The 18,577-nt window shown below is 67.5% G+C and carries 16 protein-coding genes; 8 read left to right on the top strand and 8 right to left on the bottom strand.

Going from position 1 to position 18,577, the window contains the following annotated elements:
• Positions 1-58: 58 nt before the first annotated feature.
• Positions 59-985 carry a LysR family transcriptional regulator gene (locus ACCC97_RS06165; protein WP_007830533.1) on the bottom strand — a complete coding sequence of 309 codons (927 nt, stop codon included), beginning with the start codon at positions 983-985 and terminating at the stop codon, positions 59-61.
• Positions 986-1,108: 123 nt separating this feature from the next.
• Here ACCC97_RS06165 and ACCC97_RS06160 point away from each other — a divergent pair, with 123 nt between their 5' ends.
• From ACCC97_RS06160 to ACCC97_RS06140, 5 genes are all read left to right on the top strand, one after another.
• Positions 1,109-1,873: an SDR family oxidoreductase gene (locus tag ACCC97_RS06160; RefSeq protein ID WP_413331877.1), complete on the top strand. Its 765-nt coding sequence runs from the start codon at positions 1,109-1,111 to the stop codon at positions 1,871-1,873.
• 188 nt (positions 1,874-2,061) lie between these two features.
• Entirely contained in the window at positions 2,062-3,084 is a 1,023-nt protein-coding gene (gene xylF / locus ACCC97_RS06155; protein WP_007830537.1) for a D-xylose ABC transporter substrate-binding protein, read from the top strand.
• Positions 3,085-3,180: 96 nt separating this feature from the next.
• Positions 3,181-4,371, top strand: a complete 1,191-nt coding sequence (locus ACCC97_RS06150) for a sugar ABC transporter permease (protein WP_007830539.1) — start codon at positions 3,181-3,183, stop codon at positions 4,369-4,371.
• Position 4,372: 1 nt separating this feature from the next.
• Entirely contained in the window at positions 4,373-5,170 is a 798-nt protein-coding gene (locus ACCC97_RS06145; RefSeq protein ID WP_007830541.1) for an ATP-binding cassette domain-containing protein, read from the top strand.
• A 1-nt stretch (position 5,171) separates the two neighbouring features.
• Positions 5,172-6,335: an ROK family transcriptional regulator gene (locus ACCC97_RS06140; RefSeq protein WP_413331876.1), complete on the top strand. Its 1,164-nt coding sequence runs from the start codon at positions 5,172-5,174 to the stop codon at positions 6,333-6,335.
• A 4-nt stretch (positions 6,336-6,339) separates the two neighbouring features.
• On the opposite strand, the gene ACCC97_RS06135 is transcribed toward ACCC97_RS06140, so the two are convergent.
• Positions 6,340-7,611 (bottom strand): helix-turn-helix domain-containing protein, encoded by a 1,272-nt coding sequence (locus tag ACCC97_RS06135; protein ID WP_007830549.1) that lies wholly within the window; start codon positions 7,609-7,611, stop codon positions 6,340-6,342.
• Between the two features lie 143 nt (positions 7,612-7,754).
• On the opposite strand from ACCC97_RS06135, the gene ACCC97_RS06130 reads away from it, so the two are divergent.
• Positions 7,755-9,869: a PQQ-dependent dehydrogenase, methanol/ethanol family gene (locus ACCC97_RS06130; protein WP_413331875.1), complete on the top strand. Its 2,115-nt coding sequence runs from the start codon at positions 7,755-7,757 to the stop codon at positions 9,867-9,869.
• 108 nt (positions 9,870-9,977) lie between these two features.
• Here the strand turns inward: ACCC97_RS06130 and ACCC97_RS06125 are convergent, their stop codons facing one another.
• Positions 9,978-10,952 (bottom strand): tripartite tricarboxylate transporter substrate-binding protein, encoded by a 975-nt coding sequence (locus ACCC97_RS06125; protein ID WP_007830551.1) that lies wholly within the window; start codon positions 10,950-10,952, stop codon positions 9,978-9,980.
• Between the two features lie 303 nt (positions 10,953-11,255).
• On the opposite strand from ACCC97_RS06125, the gene ACCC97_RS06120 reads away from it, so the two are divergent.
• On the top strand, positions 11,256-11,825 hold the full coding sequence (locus ACCC97_RS06120) for a type 1 glutamine amidotransferase domain-containing protein (protein WP_413331874.1): 570 nt from the start codon (positions 11,256-11,258) through the stop codon (positions 11,823-11,825).
• Positions 11,826-11,949: 124 nt separating this feature from the next.
• On the top strand, positions 11,950-12,957 hold the full coding sequence (locus tag ACCC97_RS06115; RefSeq protein WP_413331873.1) for a hypothetical protein: 1,008 nt from the start codon (positions 11,950-11,952) through the stop codon (positions 12,955-12,957).
• On the opposite strand, the gene ACCC97_RS06110 is transcribed toward ACCC97_RS06115, so the two are convergent.
• From ACCC97_RS06110 to ACCC97_RS06090, 5 genes are all read right to left on the bottom strand, one after another.
• Complete coding sequence (locus ACCC97_RS06110; protein WP_007830555.1) at positions 12,948-14,198, bottom strand: phenylacetate--CoA ligase family protein; 1,251 nt, start codon at positions 14,196-14,198, stop codon at positions 12,948-12,950. The two genes, ACCC97_RS06115 and ACCC97_RS06110, sit on opposite strands and share 10 nt — an antisense overlap.
• Before the next feature lie 28 nt (positions 14,199-14,226).
• Positions 14,227-15,039, bottom strand: a complete 813-nt coding sequence (locus ACCC97_RS06105) for an ABC transporter ATP-binding protein (RefSeq protein WP_007830556.1) — start codon at positions 15,037-15,039, stop codon at positions 14,227-14,229.
• 87 nt (positions 15,040-15,126) lie between these two features.
• On the bottom strand, positions 15,127-16,458 hold the full coding sequence (locus ACCC97_RS06100; RefSeq protein WP_007830557.1) for an ABC transporter substrate-binding protein: 1,332 nt from the start codon (positions 16,456-16,458) through the stop codon (positions 15,127-15,129).
• A 54-nt stretch (positions 16,459-16,512) separates the two neighbouring features.
• A complete protein-coding gene (locus ACCC97_RS06095) occupies positions 16,513-17,577 on the bottom strand; it encodes a branched-chain amino acid ABC transporter permease (protein ID WP_413331872.1) in 1,065 nt (354 codons plus the stop codon).
• Positions 17,578-17,580: 3 nt separating this feature from the next.
• Complete coding sequence (locus ACCC97_RS06090) at positions 17,581-18,510, bottom strand: branched-chain amino acid ABC transporter permease (RefSeq protein WP_007830559.1); 930 nt, start codon at positions 18,508-18,510, stop codon at positions 17,581-17,583.
• Between the last annotated feature and the right edge of the window lie 67 nt (positions 18,511-18,577).

Raw genomic sequence — 18,577 nt, 5'->3', positions numbered from 1 at the left:
TTGTACAGGCGCGCGCCGCGCACGTCGCGGGTGAAAACCCCGTGGGCCGGCAGGCCGCTCAGGCCACCTGCATCCGCTGCGCAAACCGCTCGTCGCGAAAACGTTCGAGCACGAAGTCGATGAACACGCGCGTCTTCGGCGGCAGCAGCTTCTTGCTCGGGTAGTAGAGCCACACCGCGCCCGCATCCTGGTGCCAGTCGGGCAGCAGCCGCAGCAGCTCGCCGCTGCGCAGGCCGCGCTCCACGAAGGGCATCGGCAGCATCGCCACGCCCAGACCCATCAACGCTGCATGCGCGATGGCCTCGGGGTCGTTGAAGATCGCGCGCGGCCGGGGCAGCTCCACCGTGGCCTCTTCGCCGCGCGCATGCCGCAGCGTCCAGCCGCGCAGCCGGCCTGTGGGCGAGGACCGGCGCAGCAACGTGTCGAGCGCCGCCAGGTCCGAGGGATGCCGGGGCCGCTCGCGCCCCTCCATGTAGCGCGGCGATGCCACGGCCACCACGTGAATGCGCGCCAGCTCCCGCGCTATCAACCCGGCCGCGAGTTCGATGCCGCCGCCGATGGCCGCGTCGAAGCCCTCGCCCACCAGGTCCACCTGCTGGTTGTCGAAATGCCAGTCCGGCAGGATGGCCGGGTAGCGCGCGAGGAAGTCGCCCATCATCGGCAGCACGTGCTCGCGCCCGAAGGCCTGGCCCATGCTCACCTTCAGCGTGCCGGCGGGCTGGCCGTCGTCCTTGTCGATGCCGGCCACCGCCTCCTGCAGCGTGGCGAGCGCGCCGCCGACCTGCGCCAGGAAGCGCTCGCCGCCCTCGGTCAGCGTGAGGCGGCGCGTGCTGCGCTGGAACAGCCGCACGCCCAGCCGTGCTTCGAGCCGTGCAACGTTCTTGCTCACGGCCGCCGGCGTCAGCCCCAGGCGCCGGGCCGCTGCCGAGAAGCTGCCGCCCTCGGCGCTCTGCACGAAGGATTCGAGGTGACTGAGCGGTTCCATGGCCGCATTGTCATTCCCATCTTCAACTCCGGGTTGAATTTGATTGCCTCGATTGATGGCTACCGCCACAGGAATGAATTGCCGACACTGAAGGCCTTCCTCCTCCACCTGCACGGAAAAATCATGGCCTCCAACACTGCTTCTTCTTCTCCTGTCCTGGCCGGCAAGGTCGCCTTCGTCACCGGCGGTTCGCGCGGCATTGGCGCCGCCATCGTGCGCCGGCTGGTGCGCGACGGTGCCGCCGTAGCCTTCAGCTACGCCAGTTCCAGCGCCCCGGCCGACGAACTGGTGCGCAGCATTCAGTCCGAAGGCGGCCGTGCCCTTGCGCTGAAGATCGACAGCGCCGATGCCGCCGCGCTCACCGCCGGCATCGACGAAACGGCCCGCGCGCTCGGCAAGATCGACATCCTTGTGAACAACGCCGGCGTGTTCCTCGGCGGCACCCTCGACGACTTCTCGCTCGAGGACTTCGACAAGACGCTGAACGTCAACGTGCGCGCCGTGTTCGTCGCGGCCAAGGCGGCCTCGCGCCACATGGGCGAAGGCGGCCGCATCATCAACATCGGCAGCACCAACGCCGAGCGCATGCCCTGGCCCGGCGGCAGCGCCTATGCCATGAGCAAGTCGGCGCTGGTCGGCCTGGTGCAGGGCCTGTCGCGCGACCTCGGTCCGCGCGGCATCACGGTCAACAACGTGCAGCCGGGCCCGGTCAACACCGACATGAACCCGGTCGACGGCCCCAACGCCGCTGCCATGCACGGCCTGATGGCGCTCGCCCGCCACGCCCGCCCCGAAGAAATCGCCGGCATGGTCGGCTACCTGGCCAGCCCGGAAGCCGCGTTCGTGACCGGCGCCAGCCTGAACATCGACGGTGGCTTCGCCGCCTGAAGCGGCGCGAGCTCACGAGAAGGCCGGGACCTCCCGGCCTTTTTCGCGTGCGCCTTCGCCAGGATGGCGCTCCGGGAATTCCCGGATGCCCAGAGGCACGCCCCGATGGGATAGTTAGTTCGCCCTTCAAACTAACTAATTTCTTACCGCTGGTTCCTGCGGGGCGCACCAACACTGGAGAGACATCGATGCAACTGAAACACACCCTGGCCGCCATGGCCTTCGGTTTCACGGCCGTGGGCGCCCTGGCGCAAACCGTGGTCGGCGTGAGCTGGTCCAACTTCCAGGAAGAACGCTGGAAGACCGACGAGGCCGCCATCAAGGCCCAGCTCGAGAAGCTCGGCGCCAAGTACATCAGTGCCGATGCAGGCGGCTCGCCCGAGAAGCAGTTGGGCGACATCGAGGGCCTGATGTCGAAGGGCGCCAAGGCGCTCATCGTGCTGGCGATGGACAAGGACGCCATCCTGCCCGCCATCACCAAGGCCACGCGCCAGAAGGTGCCCGTGGTGGCCTATGACCGGCTGATCGAGGCGCCGGGCGTGTTCTACATCACCTTCGACAACGTCGAAGTCGGCCGCATGGAGGCGCGCGAAGTCTTCAAGGTCAAGCCCAAGGGCAACTACGTGATCATCAAGGGCTCGCCGAGCGACCCGAACGCCGACTTCCTGCGCGCCGGCCAGCAGGAGGTGCTGGACGCCGCGATCAAGAAGGGCGACATCAAGATCGTCGGCGACGAATACACCGATGGCTGGAAGCCCGAGGTCGCGCAGAAGAACATGGAGCAGATGCTCACCAAGAACGGCAACAAGGTCGACGCGGTGGTCGCGGCCAACGACGGCACGGCCGGCGGCGCGGTGGCAGCGCTCACCGCCAAGGGCCTGCGCGGCATCCCGGTGTCGGGCCAGGACGCCGACTTCGCGGCGCTCAACCGCATTGCGCTGGGCACGCAGACCGCCACCGTCTGGAAGGATTCGCGCGAACTCGGCCGCGAAGCCGCCTCCGCCGCCATGGCGCTGGCCGCCGGCAAGCCGGTCGACAAGGCCGCACCGTGGGCCGGCGGCGCCAAGAAGATCTCACTGTCCTCGCGCCTGCTGACGCCGGTGCCGATCACGCGCGACAACCTCGACGTGGTCGTCAAGGCCGGCTGGATCAATAAGGACGAGCTCTGCAAGGGCGCCACGGGTGCGAGCGCGCCCGCCGCCTGCAAGTAACGAGTCTGCCAATCCGCGCCACGCGGCGTCCGGCCGGCCCCTGGGGCTGGCCGGTACGCGGTCGCGCACCTGCCGTTCCAAGGGGCACCTTCAAAAATGAGCAATGAAACTCCGGGCTGGTGGCGCCGCACGGGCATCGACCTGCGGCTGATCCTGATGTGCGTGCTGCTGGCCGTGATGGCGGTGGTGTTCAGCGTCATGTCGGGCGGCGTGTTCCTGTCGCCCGAGAACCTCTACAACGTCGCGCAGCAGACGGCCGTGGTCGGCATCGTCTCGACCGTGATGGTGCTCGTCATCGTCGCGCGCCACATCGACCTGTCGGTCGGCTCGGTGATGGGCTTCGTCGGCGTGCTGATCGCGTACCTCCAATACACCTCGGGCTGGTCGTGGCCCACGGCCTGCCTCGCGGGGCTTGCCGTGGCCCTCCTCGTGTCGATCTATCAAGGCTGGCTCACGGCGGTGCTCGGCGTGCCCTCGTTCGTGGTCACCCTCGGCGGGCTGATGTCGTTTCGCGGCGCGGCCTTCCTCGTGGCCGACGGCAAGACGCAGCCGGTGAACGACGAGTTCTTCCAGCGGCTGGGCGGCGGCTACGACGGCGGCATCGGCGTTACGGCGAGCTGGGTGCTCGCAGGGCTGGTCGCGCTGGTGCTGTTCGGGCGCATGCTGCAGAAGCGCCGCGCGCGCCAGCGCTACGAGATGCCGACCGAGGCGCTGTGGCTCGACGTGCTGATCACCGCGGTGCCGGTGGCGGTGGTGTTCGGCTTCGCGTGGGTCATGAACAACTACCAGATCTCGTCGAAGAGCGAGCCGCAGGGCATTCCGATCCCGGTGCTGATCTGGGCGGTGGTGGCGATCGTGCTGTCGTTCATCGTGCACCGCACGCGCTTCGGGCGCTATGTGTTCGCGATGGGCGGCAACCCCGATGCCGCGGCGCTGGTGGGCATTCCGGTCAAGCGCGTCACGCTGATGCTGTTCGCGCTGCTGGCGGTGCTGGTCACGGTTGCGGCCATCGTGTCGATCGCGCGGCTCAACGCGGGCACCAATTCGCTGGGCACGGGCATGGAGCTGTACGTGATCGCCGCGGCCGTGATCGGCGGCACGGCGCTGGCGGGCGGTAGCGGCTCGATCTTCGGCTCGGTGCTGGGCGCGCTGATCATGCAGTCGCTGGACAGCGGCATGCTGCTGCTCGACGTGCCGATCGGCAAGCGCATGGTGATCATCGGCCAGGTGCTGATCGTGGCCGTGGTGTTCGACGTGCTCTATCGCCGCAAGTTCGGGGAGAACTGACATGGCCGACATCGACAAGACAAAACCGCTCGTCGAGCTGCGCGAGATCCGCAAGGCCTTCGGCGGCGTCAAGGCCGTGGATGGCGTGAGCGTGAACCTCTACCCGGGCGAAGTGGTCGCGCTGCTGGGTCACAACGGCGCCGGCAAGTCCACGCTGATGAAGATGCTCGCGGGCGCCTACCCCATCGACTCGGGCGACACGCTGATCGCGGGCGAGAAGGTCCACATCCGCACGCCCGCCGAAGCGCAGGCCCAGGGCATCGAGACCATCTACCAGACGCTCGCGCTGGCCGACAACCTCGACTCGGTGTCGAACCTCTTCCTCGGCCGCGAGAAGATGACGCCATGGCGCACGCTCGACGATCACTTCATGGAAGTGCAGGCGCGCAAGGTATTCCATCGCCTCAACAGGAACTTCACCAATATCCGCGTGCCGGTGCGCCGGCTCTCGGGCGGGCAGCGGCAGGTGGTGGCGATCTCGCGCGCGCTCTACTTCAATGCGCGCATCCTCATCATGGACGAGCCATGCGCCGCGCTCGGCCCGGAAGAAACCGCGATGGTCGGCGGGCTCGTGAAGCAGCTCAAGGCCGACGGCGTGGGCATCTTCCTGATCACGCACGACATGCCCGACGTGTTCTCGCTGAGCGATCGCCTCGCGGTGATGAAGAACGGCAAGCTGGTCGGCACCTACCGCACCACCGATGTGACCGAGGACGAAGTGCTCGGGATGATCATTGCCGGCAAGCGGCCCGAGGGCAAAGAGCAGGCCCATCACGCCGAGACTGCAGCGCTCTCCTGATGTGACCACCATCGGCGACCAGCAACTGTTGAAGCGCATGAACCGCAGCGTGCTGCTGCGGCTGCTGCGCGCGCAGCCCGGCCTGTCGCGCGCGCGGCTGGCGAGCGAGAGCGGGCTCACCAAGTCGACCGTCAGCCTGCTGGTGCGCGAGCTGCTCGACGAAGGCTGGCTCAGCGAGGCCGGCGCGACGGTGGCCGACGGCATGGGCCGGCCTTCGACGCCGCTGCAGATCAACGTCGGCGTGCGCGCGCTGATGGGCGTGGAGATCGCCGTCGAGACCGTGCGCCTCGTGTGCGTATCGCTGCAGGGCGAGGTGCTGCACGCCGACACCCGTGCGCTGACCGACGGCTCGCCGGCCGGCGCGTGCGCGCAGGTCGCGCGCATGGCCGCCGCCGCGCACGTGGTGCTCGAGCGGCTCGGCCTGCGCCTGTCGAGCATCGGCGTGTGCGTGCCGGGCGCGGTGGACGACTGCACCGGCGTGGTCCGCTTCGCGCCCAACTTCGGCTGGCGCAACGTGAGCCTGCTGCCTGCGCTGGAGAAAGCCTTTGCCGCCGTCGGCCTGCCCGGCGTCACCGTGCAACTGCAGAACGACGCCGATGCGGCCGCGCTTGGCGAGTACGAGTTCGCGGCGAGTGAAGGCCAGGACGGCGAAGACCCGCTGATTTTTGTCAACTGCGACGTGGGCGTGGGCGCCGGCGTGGTGCTGAACGACCGGCTTTTCACCGGCGCGCAGGGCATGGCCGGGGAGATCGGCCACACCATCCTCGAACTCGACGGGCCGTTGTGCTCGTGCGGCCGCCGCGGCTGCGCCGAGGCCTTCTTCGGCTCGCGCGTGCTGGAGCGCGAGGGCGCCGACATGCAGCGCGCCGCGGCCTTCTTCGGCGTGCTGCTGCAGAACCTGTGGGTTACCTTCAATCCGCGCGCGATCGTGCTCGGCGGCAAGGCCTGCGCCGACCATCGCGGCTTTGCGCAGGCAGCGTTCGAGAGCGTGAAGCGCCACGCCGACGGTGCCGGCATGCCTCCGCCCGACCTGCGCACCGCGCGCCATGGCGCATTGGCGCCCGCAGTGGGCGCGGCCGCGCTGGCGCTGCACGAATACCTGCGGCCGCTGCAGCCCGACGCAAAGGCACGCCGCGCGCGTGCGCTGGCGCGCGCCGCGGCCTGATCGATCAGGCCGGCGACGCGCCTTCTTCCGCGCCGTTGTTGTCGCGCCAGCCGTGCAGCCGCCGATAGAGCGTGCCGCGCGACACGCGCAGCTGCCGTGCCGCCTGCGACACATTGCCGCCATGCGCGGCGAGCGTTTCCTCGATCAGCTTGCGGCTGTGCTCGCGCAGCGTCGCCTGCGCAGGAGACGCGGATTCGACAAGGTTCGTGCACTCGCAGGCTTCGGGCGCCTGCATCCGCGCATCGTCCTGCCGCTCGATGGCCAATGGTGCCGCCTCGCCGGGCATCGCCACCGCATGCCTGAAGTCCGCGCCGTCCGCGCCCTTCAGCCGTGCCTGCACCCACACGCCCAGCCCGCTCGCCAGCCGCAGCGGCTGCGCTGCCTCGCGCCGCCCGAGCCGCAGCAGGCTCGCGAGGTCGTGTCCCAGCAGGTATTCGACGTCGCGCTCGTCCGCCGCCTCGGGCAGCCGCCCGAGCAGCCGCGCGCCCGCGTTGTTGAGCCAGGCGATCGTGCCGTCGGGTGCGACGCCTGCCAGCGCTTCGAGCGGCGTGCCCAGCAGCGTGGGGCTGGCCTGGAAGCGCAGGATCAGGTGGTCGCGCGACTGCGCCTGCAGCAGCCGGTTCTCAATCGTCGTGGCATGGAGCGCCACCATCGACGCCGCGTCGAAGCCGAAGCGGCGCGCCTCCACCGTGAGGTCGAGCACGCCGGCGAGCTGCCCCGCCACGTCGCGGATCGGCGCCGCCGCGCACTGCATGTGGCCCAGCACGTCGAAATAGTGCTCGGCGCCATCGACCGCGCAGGCCTGCCCGGTGCTCGCCACGATGCCCGGCGCCGTGGTGCCGACGACGCGCTCGGAGATGTTCACGCCCACGCGCGATGTCTTGCGCAGCACCGGCTGGTGCGCGGCGGCGGGCTGCTGCGTGACGTGCACCACCACGCCCTCGCGGTCGGTGAGGATCACGCGGCAGTCGGTGCCCGCGAGTGCATGCTCCATCTGCGCCAGCTCCTGGCGCGCCGCATCGAGCAGCTCGCGGCTGCGCGCGAGCGTGGCGTGCAGGCGGCTCGGCGTGACCGCGTCGAAGGTCACGATGCGCTGGCGGTCGGTGTGCGTGCGGCTGCAGCGCATCCACGACTGGATCACCGCCTCGCCCACGAGGCCCGAGGGGCGCACGCCTTCCTCGAAGAACTGCTGCCGCGCGAGCGCCACGCGCTGTGCGGGCGTGTTGGCAAAGAGCTGGCGCGGCGCGTCCGGCGTGCCGATTCTGTCGAGGGCCATGGGTTCGCTGCCTCCCTGGGTGGGGTCGGGGTCGGGACCAGCGCTGAATGTGTTCCGCAATGGAACAGCGCCGGACTGGGGAAATCCCGGGGGTGAACCCGGAGCCCGCGCGCACGATCCTTGAGGGACAAAGGAGACCTGCGATGAAAAAAACACACTCCGGGCTGCTCATGCTGGCCGGCGCCTTGCTGTGCCTGGGCACATCGACCACGGCCTCGGCCCAGAACGCACAGGACCGCGCAGCCGCTGCCACCAAGCGCGTCGACGGCAGCTTCATCCGCGCCAACGCGGCGCAGAAGAAGACGCCCGACTGGCCCAGCGTCGGCCTCGACTATTCGGAGTCGCGCTTCAGCAGGCTCGACCAGGTGAACGCCGGCAACGTGAAGCAGCTGGGGCTGGTCTGGTCTTACAACCTCGAATCCACGCGCGGCGTGGAAGCCACGCCGCTGGTGGTGGACGGCATCATGTACATCACCGCCTCGTGGAGCGTGGTGCACGCCATCGACACGCGCACCGGGCAGAAGCTGTGGACCTTCGATCCACAGGTCGACAAGTCCAAGGGCTTCAGGGGCTGCTGCGACGTGGTGAACCGCGGCGTGGCGATCCACGAGGGCAAGGTCTACGTGGCGGCCTACGACGGGCGGCTCATCGCGCTCGACGCGGCCACCGGCCAGAAGGTCTGGGAGAAGAACACCATCGAGGGCCAGAAGGGCAGCTACACCATCACCGGCGCGCCGCGCGTGTTCAAGGGCAAGGTCATCATCGGCAACGGCGGCGCCGAGTACGGCGTGCGCGGCTACGTCACCGCCTACGACGCGAAGACCGGCGACCAGAAGTGGCGCTGGTTCGTGGTGCCGGGCGACCCGGCCAAGCCCTTCGAGGACGAATCGATGGCGCGTGCCGCCAAGACCTGGGACCCGAGCGGCAAGTACTGGGAAGCCGGCGGTGGCGGCACCGCGTGGGACAGCTTCGCCTTCGACCCCGAGCTCAACCTGATGTACGTGGGCACCGGCAACGGCTCGCCCTGGTCGCACAAGGCGCGCAGTCCCAAGGGCGGCGACAACCTGTACCTCGGCTCGGTGGTGGCGCTCAATCCCGACACCGGCAAGTACGTGTGGCACTACCAGGAGACGCCGGGCGACAACTGGGACTACACCTCCACGCAGTCGATGATCCTGGCCGACATGAAGCTCGGCGGCAAGCCGCGCAAGGTGCTGCTGCATGCGCCGAAGAACGGCTTCTTCTTCGTCATCGACCGCACCAACGGCAAGTTCATCTCGGCGAAGAACTTCGTCGAAGTGAACTGGGCCACGGGCTATGACAAGAACGGCCGTCCCATCGAGATCGCCGCGGCGCGCGACACCACCAAGCCCGGTGACTCCATTCCGGGGCCGTTCGGCGCGCACAACTGGCATCCGATGTCGTTCAACCCGCAGACCGGCTTCGCCTACCTGCCCGCGCAGCACGTGCCGATCAACCTCATGGACGACAAGGACTGGAAGTTCAACGAGGACGTGCCGGGCCGACCGCACTCGGGCCTCGGCTGGAACCTCGGCAAGTTCGCCAATGCCGAGCCGCCCAAGAGCAAGCCCTTCGGCCGCCTCGTGGCCTGGGACCCGGTCGCGCAGAAGGAAGCGTGGGGCGTCGACTACGCTTCGCCATGGAACGGCGGCACCCTCACCACCGCGGGCAATCTCGTGTTCCAGGGCACGGCCGATGGTCGCCTGCTGGCCTACGACGCGAAGACGGGCGAGAAGCTGTGGGAAACGCCCACCGGCACCGGCGTGGTGGCGGCGCCCTCGACCTACATGGTCGACGGCAAGCAGTACGTGTCGGTCGCGGTGGGCTGGGGCGGCGTGTACGGCCTCGCGCAGCGTGCCACCGAGCGTCAGGGGCCCGGCACGGTCTACACCTTCGCGGTCGGCGGCACGGCGAAGATGCCGGACTTCGTTCAGTACCGCATGGACAAGCTGGTGCAGGGCGTGAAGTACGACCCCGCGAAAGTGCAGGCCGGCACCATGCTGTACGTGAGCAACTGCGTCTTCTGCCACGGCGTGCCCGGTGTGGACCGCGGTGGCAACATTCCGAACCTCGGCTACATGGATGCGGCCTACATCGAGAACCTCGACAAGTTCATCCTGAAGGGCCCGGCCATGGCGCGCGGCATGCCTGACTTCACGGGCAAGCTCTCGGGCGACGAGATCGAGAGCATCAAGGCCTTCATCCAGGGGACGGCTGACGCCATCCGGCCGAAGTAGCCGCAACGAAAAAAGCCGCCGTCCTCAAGAGTACGGCGGCTTCTGCGAATTCAAATCCAGGAACACCGCGGAACCGGCTTTGCCGCGCCGCCTGGGGGCGGGCAACAGCTAGTCGGCGTACACGCCAGCCGCCTTGATGATCGGGCCCCACTTGGCGATCTCGGCCGAGACGAACTTCTTGTGCTCGGCCGGCTCGGTGCGCTTGTCGGTCGTGATCACCGCGCCCAGCGCCTCTTCGCGCTTGACGAAGCCCGGGTCCTTCATCGCGGCCTTGATGGCCTCGTTGAGCTTCTTCAGCACCGGCGCGGGCGTGCCCTTGGGCGCATACACACCGTGCCAGATCGTCACCTCGAAGCCCTTGAGGCCCGACTCGTCGAGCGTGGGCAGGTCCTTCAGGGCCGGCGTGGTCAGGCGCTTGCTCGTGGTGACCGCATAGGCCTTGACCTTCTTGGCCTCGATCTGCGAGGTTGTGTTGGTCGTCTGGTCGCACAGCAGGTCGATCTGGCCGCCCAGCAGGTCGGCGATGGCCGGGGCCGTGCCCTTGTACGGCACGGGCGTCATCTCGACTTTCAGCGCGCTCTGGAACAGCAGGCCGCACAGGTGCGAGGCGGCGCCCAGGCCGGCGTTGCCGAGGTTGATCTTGCCCTTGTTGGCGGCGATCCAGGCCGTCAGTTCCTTGTAGTTGTTGGCGGGCAGGCCGGGCTTGCCGATCAGCGTCATCGGCACTTCATTGACCATGCCGAGGTACTCGAAGTCGTTCTCGACGTTGAAGGGCAGCTTGCGGTAGAGCGCCGGCATCGTCGACATGCCGATGTGGTTCAGCAGCAGCGTGTAGCCATCGGGCGCGGCGCGCGCCACCTTGGCGGTGCCGATGGAGCTGCCCGCGCCCGCAGTGTTGTCCACCACGATGGTGGTGCCGAGCGTCTTCTGCATGGCTTCCGCCAGGTCGCGTGCGACACGGTCGGTCGGGCCGCCGGCCGCGAAAGGCACCACCAGCGTGACGGTCTTGCCCGCAGGGAAATCCTGGGCGTGGACACCGGCGGCTGCGGCGGCAATCGCCGCGAGGGCGAACAGTTTCTTCATGACGTCTCCGGGAGGGGGATAAAAAGGCCGCGATCTTAAAGGCTGACCACAGCCTGACCTATACCGGATAGCCCTTAGAGACGGCCGGGGGCCGAGGGCGCCCGGGCTCGGCGATTCCTTCGGGCGAAATATGTCTGCCCTGCGGAATCGGGCAAACAAATCCTGCGACTCGTAAGAGGAGTTTGCCGCCTGTCGAACTGTCCGACAGGCGGATCCGGCGCAGGACGATGCGGGCGAGGTGGGCGTGGCCTAGGGTGAATCTTCATTGCTTTTTTTATGCAGCAACCCCGAAGGAGATCCATCATGCCCATCACCTCCTCTTCCCTCGACGGAATGAAGGTCGCCATCCTCGTGTCGGACGGCTTCGAGCAGGTCGAGATGACCGAGCCGCGCAAGGTGCTCGACGGTGCCGGTGCGCAGACGCAGATCGTCTCGCCGCTCGCCGGCACCGTGCGCGGCTGGCACCACCATGAGCCTGCCGACAGTTTTGCGGTCGACGTGCCGCTGAAGCGCGCCGACGCCGGTGACTTCGACGCGCTGCTGCTGCCCGGTGGCGTCATGAACCCCGACGCGCTGCGCATCGACGAGAAGGCCGTGGCGTTCGTGCGCGCCTTCGTCGAAGCGGGCAAGCCCATCGCGGCGATCTGCCATGGGCCGTGGACGCTCATCGAGGCGGGCGGCGTCAAGGGACGCAAGATGACCTCGTGGCCTTCGCTGCGCACCGACCTGAAGAACGCCGGAGCGAAGTGGAGCGACAAGGATGTCGTGGTCGATCAGGCGCTCGTGACGAGCCGCAAGCCCGACGACCTGCCGGCATTCAACTGCGAGATGACGAAGCTCTTCGAGCTGGCGCACGAGCCCGAGCTTCATTGACCGACGCGGCTGGCCGCGTGGCGCATTCGTGCACTGAACCTGCACCGCACACGCGCCGTCATCCGATACCCTCGCTCTCTCTTCGCATGCAGCGGCATGCGCCCTGAAAGGCGAAAGTATTCCAATGACGGCAACCCCTTCTCACGCACGTGCGCGGCGACTGCCGCGCGATCTCGCGCTCGTCACCGTGGCCATCGGTGCCGCGATGTTGGCGGTCAACATGGTCATGCTGCTCTGGCCCGACTCGCCTGACAGCGAGCAGCTGCGCAGCACCTATGCCCTTCCAGGCATGTGGATTCCAATGGTGTTCAGCGTCGGCATGGCCTGGTTGCTGGCAGCGGCGCTGGCCTGGAGCCATGGGCGCAACGCGCTCGAAAAGCGCGGCGTGGACAGCGTGGCGCGGCTGTCCCATCTCCGCAGCCGCTATGGCGCGGCATACGCGGTGGTGCTGGTGCTGAACTTCTACGCGCTGAGCCCGCTGCTCTACGAAGTGCAACTGCTCTTCATGCCGGGCGGCCGCCTGCAGGACTTCTTTGGCCCGGATTCCATGCGCACTGCGATGGCCGCGTTCATGTTCCTGCAGTCCGTTGTCCAGTTGATCGTGCTCGTGCTCGGTGTGTGGGTTGCAGCCTGGTTCGCGCTGAGGGCAGGCCGCGCCGCACCCTCTGCCATGCAAGACGACGAAGCCATCGGCTCATCGCCACGCCGCGCCGTGGCGTTGGTGGGTGCCTCGCTGTTCGCGTCGCTGCAGATGTGGAGCGGCGTGGTCGTGAGCCGCTGGACTTCCGTGGCGAGCGGCATGGAGGGGCTGGAGCTGCTGCTCGCCTGGATGGTGCCGCCGCTGGTGGCCTTCGCGCTCGCGTTGTGGGGCGGCTGGCTCGGCACCAGCGCCGGGCTGGTGCGTGTGCGCCCTTTCAGGGCCGTGGCGGCGGCGGTGCTGGCCTTCGTGCTGGTGCAGGCGAGCTGCATCGCCATCGCGCTGGCGTGGCTGGTGCTGTCGATGTGGGCGCGCGGCCATGACTCCGCGGGCGGGCTCATCGGCTTCGCCCTGGCGCTCGTGCTGGCCTATTCGGTGCTCGTGGTGGTGCTGATGCGCGCCACCACGCGCGGGCTGTACCGCCGCTACTTGTAGCTGCGCACGTCGTCGATCACCTTGCCGTCGTTGGGCAGTTCGCCTGCGCCCACGACGACCACTTCGCCGCGTAGCTTGGTCACTTCGCGAATCGCATCGCCCACGCGGGCCTGAAACCCTATGGGCACGGCGCCCGCGCATTCGAGCGTCAACGTCATCTTGTCGTCGCCCATCTCGCCCGACACCACAAGCCGCGCGCGCCGCGCCTCGGGAAAGCGCCGCACGATCTCGGCCACCTGCGAGGGATGCACGAACATGCCGCGCACCTTCGTGGTCTGGTCGGCGCGGCCGAGCCAGCCCTTGATGCGCTTGTTGGTGCGGCCGGTGGGGCAGGTGCCCGCGAGCACGGCCGAGAGGTCGCCGGTGCCGAAGCGCACGAGCGGGTAGTCGGGGTTGAAGCTGGTGACGACGATCTCGCCAACCTCGCCGTCGGGCACGGGATCGCCGGTGCCGGGGCGCACGATCTCGACCAGCACGCCTTCGTCGATCACCAGGCCTTCGCGCGCACTGGTTTCGTAGGCGATGAGACCGAGGTCTGCCGTGGCGTAGCACTGCGTGCCCTTCACGCCATGCGCGGCAATCCAGTCGTGCAGGCTCGGCGGAAAGGCTTCGCCCGACACCAGCGCCTTGGTGAGCGAGGGCAGCTTCATGCCCTTCTCCGCAGCTTTCTCAAGCAGGATCTTCAAGAAGCTCGGCGTGCCCGCATAGCCTTCGGGCTTCAGGTCGGCGATGGCCTCGAGCTGCTGTTCGGTCTGGCCGGTGCCGCCCGCGAACACGGTGCAGCCGATGGCGCGTGCGCCGCTTTCCATGATGGAGCCCGCGGGCGTCATGTGGTAGCTGAAGCTGTTGTGGATGAGTTCGCCGGCGCGAAAGCCCGCCGCATGCAGCGCGCGCGCGGTGCGCCAGTAGTCGCGGGCCTCGCCCTCGGGTTCGTAGATGGTGCCGGGGCTCGCGAAGATGCGCAGCATGCGCGGCCCGCGCACGATGGAGGCAAAGCCACCGAACGGGTCGTCCGCGCGGCGTGCCTTCTGCAGCTCGAGCAGTTCGGATTTGCGCGTGACAGGCAGTTTGGCGAGGGCTTCGCGCGTGGTGATGTCGGCGGGCTTGACGCCGTCGAGGATCTTCGCGAACGCCGGTGCGGCGGTCTGCGCTTGCGCGATCTGCTTCGGCAATGCGGCCAGAAGGTCACGCTCGCGTTCGGCGGGGTCGCGGATTTCAAGCTTGTCGTAGTGGTCGGTCATGTCCGTCCCCTTCATCTTTCTGGTCGGTTCAAGCCAACCACCTCTTGCGCCGCTTGTAGCTCTTCACATCTCGGAAGCTCTTGCGGTCCGCACCGCCAACGCCGAGGTAGAACTCCTTCACGTCCTCGTTCTCGCGCAGGCTCTGCGCCGCGCCGTCCATCACGATGCGGCCGTTCTCCAGGATGTAGCCGTAGTCGGCATAGCGCAGCGCCATGTTGGTGTTCTGCTCGGCCAGCAGGAAGGTCACGCGCTCCTTGGCGTTGAGGTCCTTCACGATCTCGAACACCTCTTCGACGATCTGCGGCGCCAGGCCCATCGAGGGTTCGTCGAGCAGCACCATGCTCGGATTGGCCATCAGCGCGCGGCCGATGGCGCACATCTGCTGCTCGCCGCCCGAGGTGTAGGCCGCCTGCGAAGTGCGCCGCGTCTTCAGGCGCGGGAAGTACGCGTAGACCTTCTCCAGCGTCTGCTGCACCGCGGCCTTGCCATCGGTGCGCGTGTAGGCGCCGGTCATCAGGTTCTCTTCGATCGTCAGGTGCGCGAAGCAGTGGCGGCCTTCCATCACCTGGATCAGCCCGCGCTTCACAAGCTCGGCCGGCGACAGCGCCTCGATGCGCTCGCCGCGCAGCTCGATGGTGCCCTTGGTGACGGCGCCGCGTTCGCCCGCGAGCAGGTTGCTCACCGCGCGCAGCGTGGTCGTCTTGCCCGCGCCGTTGCCGCCGAGCAGCGCCACGATGCCGCCATCGGGCACGGTCAGCGACACGCCCTTGAGCACGAGGATCACGTGGTTGTAGATGACCTCGATGCCGTTGACGTTGAGAAGGATGTTGGGTTCGCTCATGGTGTGGTCCGAAGCATTCGAAAGAACAACGACGACGCTGCTCTTTCGAATGACGGCTCTCGCGAGCCGCCACGGATCAGCTGCGCGTCAGGAACTGCAGTCCGCCGCTTCGCGGCGCGTCAGCTTCTTCTCGCCTGCGTACTTGTCGGCGGCGGCCTTCACCATCGGCTTGATGATCTGGCTGTCGGCCTCGTACCAGTCGGACATGCCGCCCCACTTGGCACCGTCCCAGGTGTGCACGCGCGCCCAGGTCGAGCCCATGTGGTCCTGGCACGAGGTGCTCACCGGGCGCATCACGCCCGAGAAGCCCAGCGCGTCGAGCTTCTTCTGGTCGAGCGCGAGGTTCTCCATGCCCCAGCGCACCTGCTCGCCGGTCATGACCTTGCCCTTGCCGAAGCGCTCCTGCGCGCGCCGCACGGCCTCGATGCCGAGCATCTGGATGATCACGCCGCGCGTGTAGAGCACCGAGCCCACTTCTTCCTTCGGCCCCGTGCCCTGGCCCTTGTCATGCACCTGCTTCAGGATGTCCTGGATCACCTTGGGTTGCGTGCCCGAGGTGTTGAGCGCGAGCGCGTTGTAGCCCTTGGCGTTGGCGCCCACGTCCTTCACGTCGGGTTCCGCGCCGGCCCACCACACGCCGTACATCTTCTCGCGCGGGTAGCCCGTGGCCACGGCCTCCTTGAGCGCGGTGGAGTTCATCACGCCCCAACCCCACAGCAGCACATAGTCGGGCCGCTGCTGGCGTACCTGCAGCCAGGCCGACTTCTGCTCCACGCCGGGCGCGGTCACCGGGATCAGCGAGAGCTCGAAGCCGTTCTGCTTCGCGCGCTCCTGCAGCAGCGGAATCGGTTCCTTGCCGAACGGCGAGTCGTGGTACACGAGGGTGATCTTCTTGCCCTTGAGCTTGTCCATGCCGCCTTCCTTCTTCCCGATGTGCTGGATCAGGATGTCGGCCGCGGTCCAGTAGGAGCCCATCAGCGGGAAGTTCCACTTGAAGACGCCGCCGTCCTGCGAGGCCGAGAGGCCGTAGCCCAGCGTGATCAGCGGAATCTTGTCGGTCGGCACCTTGTCGGTCAGCGCGAAGGTGATGCCGGTGGCCTGCGGGTCGAACAACGCCACGCCGGGGTGGCCCTTCAGGCGCTCGTAGCACTCCACGCCCTTGTCGGTGGCGTAGCCGGTCTCGCACTCTTCGTACGCGATCTTCACGCCGTTGATGCCGCCGGTGGCATTGATGTACTTGATGTAGTCCTGCTTGCCGTTGGCCCAGGGCGTGCCGTTGGGCGCATAGGGGCCAGTGCGGTACACCAGCAGCGGGAAGAACTGTTCCTTGGCCTGTGCCTGCGCGAGCGAGGGCGCCAGCAGGGCGCCGAGGGTGCTGGCCACCAGGGCGGCGGTCAGAGCGAGCGATTTCAGTTTCATGCCTGTCTCCTTATGTGGGCACCTCGGTGCCGGTTTTTACGTACGAACGGGAATTCAGTGGGGGAAGGGCCAGAGCCGCAATTTCTCCTTGGCCGTGGACCACAAGCGCGCCAGCCCGTGCGGCTCCACGATCAGGAAGAACACGATCAGCGCACCGAAGATCATGGTCTCCAGGTGCGAGGCCAGCGCGGTGGAGATCGAGAAGCCCAGCCACCCCGGCAACTGGTTCAGAAAGAGCGGCAGCAGCACGATGAATGCGGCGCCGAAGAAGCTGCCCATGATCGAGCCGAGCCCGCCGATGATCACCATGAACAGCAGCTGGAACGAGCGGTCGATGCTGAACGCCGCCGGCTCCCACGCACCCAGGTGCACGAAGCCCCACAGCGCGCCGGCCACGCCGACGATGAAGCTGCTCACCGCGAAGGCCGTGAGCTTGGCGTACACCGGTCGGATGCCGATCACGGCGGCGGCCACGTCCATGTCGCGCATCGCCATCCACTCGCGGCCGATGGCGCTGCGCACCAGGTTCTTTGCAAGCAGCGCGAACACCGCCACGAAGATCAGGCAGAACAGGTACTTCTGCACCGGCGACTCGATGGGCACGCCGAACACGTTGAGTCCCGCCACGCTCACCGAACCCGAGGACGAATTGTTGGTGAACCACTGGATGCGCAGGAACGCCCAGTCGGTGAAGAACTGCGCGGCCAGCGTGGCGACTGCAAGGTACAGGCCCTTGATGCGCAGGCTCGGAATGCCGAACAGCACACCGATCACCGTCGCGCACAGGCCGCCCAGCAGCAGCGAGGCAATGAGCGGCATGCCGTCGATGCGCACCTGGAAGTTGTAGGCCGCGTACGCGCCCACCGCCATGAAGGCACCGGTGCCCAGCGAGATCTGCCCGCAGTAGCCCACGAGGATGTTGAGGCCCAGGGCTGCGAGCGAAAGAATGAGGAAGGGCGTGAGGATGGCGCGCATCCAGTAGTCGGACACGCCGATCGGCACCACGACGAAAGCCACGAACAGCAGCACGAGGATCGCGAGGCGGTCCTGCGCGATCGGGAAGATCTGCTGGTCGGCGCGGTAGCTCGACTTGAACTGGCCGTTTTCTCTATAGAACATTGCTCAGACCCGATCGATGATTTTTTCGCCGAACAGGCCTTGCGGGCGAACCAGCAAGAAGACCAGTGCCAGCACATAAGCAAACCAGATCTCGATGCCGCCACCAAGCATGGGGCCGAGATAGATTTCGGACAACTTCTCGCCCACGCCGATCAGCAGGCCGCCGATGATGGCGCCCGGAATCGATGTGAGCCCGCCGAGGATCACCACCGGCAGCGCCTTCAGCGCCACCAGCGAGAGCGAGAACTGCACGCCCAGCTTGGAGCCCCAGATGATCCCGGCCACCAGTGCCGAGAAGCCGGCCACCGACCACACGATCACCCAGATGCGCTTGAGCGGGATGCCGATCGACTGCGCGGCCTGGTGGTCGTCGGCCACCGCGCGCAGGGCGCGGCCCGTGGCCGTCTTCTGGAAGAAGATCGCCAGCACCACCACGAGCCCTGCCGCCACCAGCGCGGCGATCAGGTCTTCCTGGCTCAGCAGCAGCCCGCCCTGGAAGGTGCCTTCGAGCACCATCAGCGGCTCCTTGGGCATGCCCACATCGATCTTGTAGATGTCGTTGCCGAAGATCGTCTGGCCCACGCCGTCGAGGAAGTAGGCGATGCCCAGCGTGGCCATCAGCAGCGTGATGCCTTCCTGGTTCACCAGCTTGCTGAGCGCGAGCCGCTCGATCAGCCAGGCCACCACGACCATCACCGCCATGGCCGCGACGAAGGCCAGGATGTTCGCGAGGATCTGGTTCTCGAAGCCGAACCACTGCGGGAACCACTCCGAGAAGCGCGCCATGGCCAGCGCCGCGAACAGCACCATCGCGCCTTGTGCGAAGTTGAAGACGCCCGAGGCCTTGTAGATCAGCACGAAGCCGATGGCGATCAGCGAATAGAGCATGCCGACCATGAGGCCGCCGAAGAGGGTTTCGAGGAAAAAGCCCATGGTCAGTGTCTTTCTTGTCTTTCTCCCTCCCCCGCTGGGGGAGGGTTGGGGTGGGGGCAGGCGGCGT

The organism is Variovorax sp. Varisp85, assembly GCF_047304045.1.
Classification (GTDB): domain Bacteria; phylum Pseudomonadota; class Gammaproteobacteria; order Burkholderiales; family Burkholderiaceae_C; genus Variovorax.
The sequence above is the reverse complement of the archived record's forward strand: the minus strand, read 5'-3'. Positions and strand labels throughout refer to the sequence as shown.